At 70.5% G+C, this 6,002-nt stretch carries 6 protein-coding genes; all 6 read right to left on the minus strand.

The features are described 5' to 3' along the window. Positions 1-129: 129 nt before the first annotated feature. The gene (gene pyk, locus G6021_RS06995; RefSeq protein WP_182640931.1) at positions 130-1,548 is read right to left on the minus strand and encodes a pyruvate kinase; all 1,419 of its coding nucleotides are present in this window, start codon (positions 1,546-1,548) and stop codon (positions 130-132) included. A 46-nt stretch (positions 1,549-1,594) separates the two neighbouring features. Then, on the minus strand, positions 1,595-2,488 hold the full coding sequence (gene lgt / locus G6021_RS07000; protein WP_182640932.1) for a prolipoprotein diacylglyceryl transferase: 894 nt from the start codon (positions 2,486-2,488) through the stop codon (positions 1,595-1,597). Next, the gene (gene trpA, locus G6021_RS07005) at positions 2,485-3,276 is read right to left on the minus strand and encodes a tryptophan synthase subunit alpha (RefSeq protein WP_182640933.1); all 792 of its coding nucleotides are present in this window, start codon (positions 3,274-3,276) and stop codon (positions 2,485-2,487) included. The genes lgt and trpA overlap by 4 nt, the downstream gene beginning before the upstream one ends. Further along, the gene (trpB, locus tag G6021_RS07010) at positions 3,273-4,568 is read right to left on the minus strand and encodes a tryptophan synthase subunit beta (RefSeq protein ID WP_182640935.1); all 1,296 of its coding nucleotides are present in this window, start codon (positions 4,566-4,568) and stop codon (positions 3,273-3,275) included. The genes trpA and trpB overlap by 4 nt, the downstream gene beginning before the upstream one ends. Before the next feature lie 67 nt (positions 4,569-4,635). Further along, entirely contained in the window at positions 4,636-5,448 is an 813-nt protein-coding gene (gene trpC / locus G6021_RS07015; RefSeq protein WP_179525147.1) for an indole-3-glycerol phosphate synthase TrpC, read from the minus strand. 99 nt (positions 5,449-5,547) lie between these two features. Then, on the minus strand, positions 5,548-6,002 hold a 455-nt coding region (locus tag G6021_RS07020; RefSeq protein ID WP_182640934.1), incomplete at its 5' end, for a Trp biosynthesis-associated membrane protein.

Raw genomic sequence — 6,002 nt, forward strand, 5'->3', positions numbered from 1 at the left:
GGCTTCCCCGGTGGCCTCCAAAAAGGTAACAGATGTATCTCGGCTCTGTCACGTCAAAAGCACGAATAGATACGAAAGCGCCGGTGAGCAGGTGCTCACCGGCGCTACCGAGTTGTTACCCGAAGGTGATCAGTGATCCGCCTCGCCCATCCTGTGAACGAGGATGAAGTTGGTCGACCCCTCGACTCCCGGCACGTTGCCCGCGACGATCACGATGAGATCGTCCTCGTTGTACCCCTCGAGTGGGAGCAACAGTTCGTCGGTCACCTTGACGAGCTCCGCCGTCTCGTGGACCCGGTCGGTCAGGAAGGTCTCGGTACCCCACGTGAGAGCCAACTGGCTCCGGATGCGCGGATCGCCGGTGATGGCGATGAGGGGCAGATGACTGTGCAGGCGCGCGAGCCGGCGGACGGTGTCACCGGTCGAGGTCACCGCGACGAGCGCCTTGGCGCCCAGCCGCTCCCCGATCTCGCGGGCCGAGTAGGAGATGACCCCGCGCTTGGTCCTCGGGATGTGGACGAGGTCCGGCGCGGCGGTGGAGTCGGCCTCGACCGCGAGGGCGATGGACGACATGGTCCGCACCGCGTCGATGGGGTACTTGCCCACGGAGGTCTCGCCCGAGAGCATCACGGCGTCGGCCCCGTCGAGCACGGCGTTGGCGACGTCGGACGCCTCCGCGCGGGTGGGCCGGGAGTTGGCGATCATGGACTCGAGCATCTGTGTGGCCACGATGACCGGCTTGGCGTTCTCCCGCGCGATCTGGATCGCCCGCTTCTGGACCAGCGGAACGTCCTGCAGGGGAAGCTCCACGCCCAGGTCGCCGCGGGCCACCATGATCGCGTCGAAGGCCAGGACGATGGACTCGAGGTTCTTGACCGCCTCGGGCTTCTCGAGCTTGGCGATCACCGGGACGTGCACGCCGACCTCGTCCATGATCTCGTGCACCAGGTCGACGTCCGCCGGAGACCGGACGAAGGACAGGGCGATGAAGTCGACGCCCAACGCGAGGGCGAAGCGCAGGTCCGCGATGTCCTTCTCGCTCAGCGCCGGAACCGAGACGTTCATCCCCGGGAGGGACACGCCCTTGTTGTTGGAGACCGTGCCCCCCTCGGTGACGACGCAGTGGACGTCGTCGCCCTCGACCCGCTGCACCGTCAGGCCGATGTTGCCGTCATCCACGAGCAGCCGGTCGCCGGGTCGGGCGTCGGTGGCCAGCCCCTTGTAGGTCGTCGAGACCCGGTCCTTGGTGCCCTCCACGTCCGCGACGGTGATGGCGACCTCGTCGCCCTCCGCCCATTCGTGGCGACCCTCGATGAAGCGGCCGAGCCGGATCTTGGGGCCCTGGAGGTCCGCGAGCACACCGACGGCGTGCCCCGACTCGTCGGAGGCCTTGCGGACCCAGCGGTAGTTGGCCTCGTGGTCGGCATGGTCGCCGTGACTGAAGTTGAGCCGGGCGACGTTCATCCCGGCATCGACGAGTTCACGGATGCCGGCCTCCGACGCGACGGCGGGACCCAGGGTGCAGACGATCTTGGTACGACGGTTCACCCGTACCAATCTAGTCCCCTCACCGGGATGACCGGTTAACGCGACGTCAACGACCGGCCAACGGGGGTGCGTCCTCCGGGGTCTCACCGCTCAGGTCCTCGGGGGCACGAAGTTCCGACGGGTCCTCGCGGCCCCGGCGTGCCCGCCACACGTAGATCAGTGCGGCCACCATGACGACGACAGAGACGAGCGTGTTGATGCGCAGCCCGAGGACCTCGGTCGCCGCATCCGCCCGGAGCAACTCCACCCAGAACCGACCGAAGCAGTACAGGGCCACGTAGAGGGCGAAGAGCCGACCGTGTCCGAGTCGGAACCTGCGATCGATCACCACCAGCGCCACGGCCACCAGGACGTTCCACAGCAATTCGTAGAGGAACGTGGGGTGGACGGTCGCGAGCACCTGCCCGGTGGAGCGACCGATGGTCTCGGAGTATCCGTAGCTCTCGTCGTAGCGCTGGTAGATCTCCAGTGCCCAGGGCACGTCGGTCTCGCGACCGTAGAGCTCCTGGTTGAAGTAGTTCCCCAGACGCCCGATCCCCTGTGCCAGGACGATCCCCGGGGCGACCGCGTCGCCGAACGCACCGATCGCCCGGATGCCCTGCTGGCGCAGCCCGATGTAGGCGCCGACCGCGCCCAGCGCGACGGCGCCCCAGATCCCCAGACCGCCGTCCCAGATCTTCAGGGCGTCGACCGGATTCCTGCCCTCGCCGAAGTAGCGGTACCAGTCGGTGGCCACGTGATAGAGGCGACCACCCACGAGCCCGAAGGGGACGGCCCACAGTGCGGTGTCGAGCACGACCCCCGCGCGCCCGCCGCGGGCGACCCATCGCTTCTCGCCCCACCAGATGGCCACGACGATGCCGAGGATGATCCACAGCGCGTAGGCGCGCAGCGGGAACGGCCCGAGCTCCCAGACCCCCTGGGGCGGGCTCGGGATCACGAGCCGGCCCCCGGCCGACGCACGCCCGCCGCGAGCTCGGCCGTCAGCCGGGCGAGGGCCTCGCCCCCCTCGGTGGCCGCGGTGATGAGGGCGGACCCCACGATCACGCCGTCCGCATAGGAGGCGATCTCCGCGGCCTGGTCACCGTTGCGCACCCCGAGTCCGACGCCGCACGCCAGGTCCGAATGCTCGCGGACCCGTGCGGTGAGGGTGCGAGGGGCGTCGGAGACCACGTCCCTCGCTCCGGTCACCCCCATGACCGCCTGGATGTAGACGAACCCGCTCGTGTGGGACAGCGTCATGGCCAGCCGTTCGGGCGTCGACGACGGCGCGACCAGGAACACCCGGTCGATCCCGTGTGCGTCCGTGGCGGCGATCCAGTCCCCCGCCTCGTCCGGGATGAGGTCCGGTGTGATGACCCCGGTCCCCCCGGCGGCCGCGAGGTCCTCCGCGAACCGGTCGACGCCGTACTGGAGGATCGGGTTCCAGTAGCTCATGACGACCGGAACCGCGCCGGCCTCGGCCACCGCCCGGATCACGGCGAAGGTGTCCCGGATCCGGAAGCCGGCCTCCAGCGCCACATCCGCGGCCGCCTGGATGGTGGGACCGTCCATCATGGGATCCGAGTACGGGATCCCCACCTCGATGACGTCGCACCCGTGGGCGACCATCGTCCGCACGGCCTCGATCGACCCCTCGACCGTGGGGTACCCCGCCGGGTAGTAGCCGATGAGAGCGGCCCGGTTCTCGGCACGGCACCGCTCGAAGACCTCGCTGAGAACGCTCATCCCTCGACTCCCCCGTCCGCGTACTCGCCCTCGCCGTCGTCGGCGCCCCGGCTCGAGTCCACCCCGGCCTCGGGCGGGGTCCCCCCGCCCAACAGGCCGAACCACCGGGCGGCGGTGTCGACGTCCTTGTCGCCCCGACCCGAGACGTTGACCAGGATCAGGTCTACGCCCTCGGCGGCGAGCTGGGCGGCTCCGGCGATCGCGTGGGCGGACTCGATGGCGGGGATGATCCCCTCGGTGCGGCACAGCTGGGCGAACGCGTCCATCGCCTGGGTGTCGGTCACCGGCCGGTACTCGGCGCGACCGATGTCGGACAGGTAGGAGTGCTCGGGCCCGACGCCCGGGTAGTCCAGTCCCGCCGAGATGGAGTGCGACTCGATGGTCTGGCCGTCCTCGTCCTGCATGAGGTGCGCGTACGAGCCCTGGAAGACGCCCGGCCTCCCGGCGTTCACGGTCGCGGCGGTGCGACCGGACGCCACCCCGTCGCCGCCGGCCTCGCAGCCCACCAGGCGGACCGAGGCGTCGTCGATGAACGGGTGGAACAACCCGATCGCGTTGGACCCACCGCCCACGCACGCCACGGCGGCATCGGGAAGTCGTCCGATCCGCTCGAGGATCTGGGCGCGCGCCTCGGTGCCCACGACCCGCTGGAAATCGCGGACCATCGCGGGGAACGGGTGCGGGCCGGCGGCGGTGCCGAACGCGTAGTAGGTGTCGTCCGCCCGGGAGACCCAGTCCCGCATGGCCTCGTTGATCGCGTCCTTGAGGGTCGCGGAACCGACCTCCACGGCCTCGACCTCCGCGCCGAGCAGACGCATCCGCGCGACGTTCAGCGCCTGACGACGGACGTCCACCGCACCCATGTAGATCTTGCACTCCAGGCCGAGCAGGGCGCAGGCCGTGGCGGAGGCGACGCCGTGCTGGCCGGCCCCGGTCTCGGCGATGACCCGCTTCTTACCCATGCGGTGCGCGAGGAGCACCTGGCCGAGGACGTTGTTGATCTTGTGCGATCCGGTGTGGTTGAGGTCCTCGCGCTTGAGGAAGACACGGGCGCCGATCTCGGCCCCGAAACGCCCCGCCTCGTACAGCGGCGACGGCCGACCCGAGTAGTCGCGCTGGAGACGGTCGAGCTCGTTCAGATAGGCGTCGTCCGCGCGGGCCTTGGCGTAGGCGTCGGCGACCTCGTCGACGACCGCCATGAGCGCCTCCGGGACGTAGCGCCCGCCGAAGGCGCCCCAGTGGCCTCGCTGGTCGGGCTCGTGTCCGGTCGTCGTCCGGAGCACGTCTCCCATCGAGGGCAGCGGTGTCAGCTCGTTAGAATTCACGGCTCCCAGTCTGCCGGAAGCGGGCGACGGGGGCCTAGCGGGGTCCCTGCGGGCAGGACGGGTGGGAACCCGCCGTGGCCAGGGCGTTGCACGCCGCGCGCGGGTCGCCCTTCGTCACCAGCCCCTCCCCGACCAGCACCGCGTCCGCGCCCACGCTGGCGTACGCCAGGAGATCGGACGCGTCACGGACGCCCGACTCGGCGATCTTGACCACCCCGGACGGCAGGCCGGGAGCGATGCGGGAGAACACGTCGCGGTCGACCTCGAGGGTCTTGAGGTTCCGGGCGTTGACACCGATGACGGTGGCGCCGGCCTCGAGGGCGCGGTCCGCCTCCTCCTCCGTGTGCACCTCCACCAGTGCCGTCATCCCGAGCGACTCCGTCCGGTCCAGCAGGGACACCAGCGCGTCCTGCTCCAGAGCGGCCACGATGAGCAGCACGAGGTCCGCGCCGTGCGCCCGGGCCTCGTGGATCTGGTACGGGCCCACCACGAAATCCTTGCGGAGGACCGGGATGTCGACGGCGCGGCGGACGGCGTCCAGGTCCGCCAGGCTGCCGTTGAACCGGCGTTCCTCGGTCAGGCAGGAGATGACGCGGGCCCCGCCCTCCTCGTACATCCGGGCCAGCACGGCGGGGTCGGGGATCTCGGCGAGCGGCCCCTTCGAGGGACTGGCGCGCTTGACCTCGGCGATGACGCCGACCCCGGCACCCCGGAGCGCCTTGAGCGCGTCACGCGGTTCCGGCGCCGACCGGGCCGCCTTCTTGACCGCAGTGAGGTCGATGACAGCCTCGCGGGCCGCGACGTCCTCGCGGACCCCGTCGATAATCGAGTCGAGCACGGTACCCACCGTGACCTCCCTCTGCAGTGTTCGGGCAGGAAGTGTGATCGAGATCAACAATAGAGGCAGCAGGCGGGGTTCCGAGAATCGGGACCCGGTCGGGGATGCTCAGCCCGTGGGATCGCGCCCGTCGTCGAGTTCCTGCCACAGGTCACGACCGGTGTCCCCGGTGTCCTCGCCGGCCTCCGGGTCACCGCGGCGCGCCCCGGGCGTCACATAGCGATCATCCCGCTGAACCCTCCGGGTCGGCCAGATCATGGGGACGGCTCCCGCGGCGACGAGGGCCAGCGCTCCTGCTCCGGTGAGAACCGGACCGGCCGACCGGGTCGAGATCTCCGTGATCTCCGACCACTCCGGCACCGCCTGCGCACCGGCCGTCCCCGGGCCCGCGTTGGTGCGGCCGAGCTCCTCCTCACCCGTCACCGTGGAGTGGACCCGGTCCTGGTCCACTCCGCCGACGGTCGAGAACAGCAGCGCGCCGGTGGCCAGGCCCAGGAGGGCGATGACGGCCCCGACCACCCGGGCCCCCGTCCCCCGGACCAGCGCCACCGCGGCCACCGCGG

It is taken from the genome of Dietzia sp. CW19, from assembly GCF_014145265.1.
Lineage (GTDB): Bacteria > Actinomycetota > Actinomycetes > Mycobacteriales > Mycobacteriaceae > Dietzia > Dietzia natronolimnaea.

What these genes read in the sequence shown, in the direction of transcription:
- trpA (WP_182640933.1), bottom strand. Translation starts at nt 3,276, where the DNA reads ATGAGCGTTCTCAGCGAGGTCTTCGAGCGGTGCCGTGCCGAGAACCGG.
- trpB (WP_182640935.1), bottom strand. Translation starts at nt 4,568, where the DNA reads ATGGGAGACGTGCTCCGGACGACGACCGGACACGAGCCCGACCAGCGA.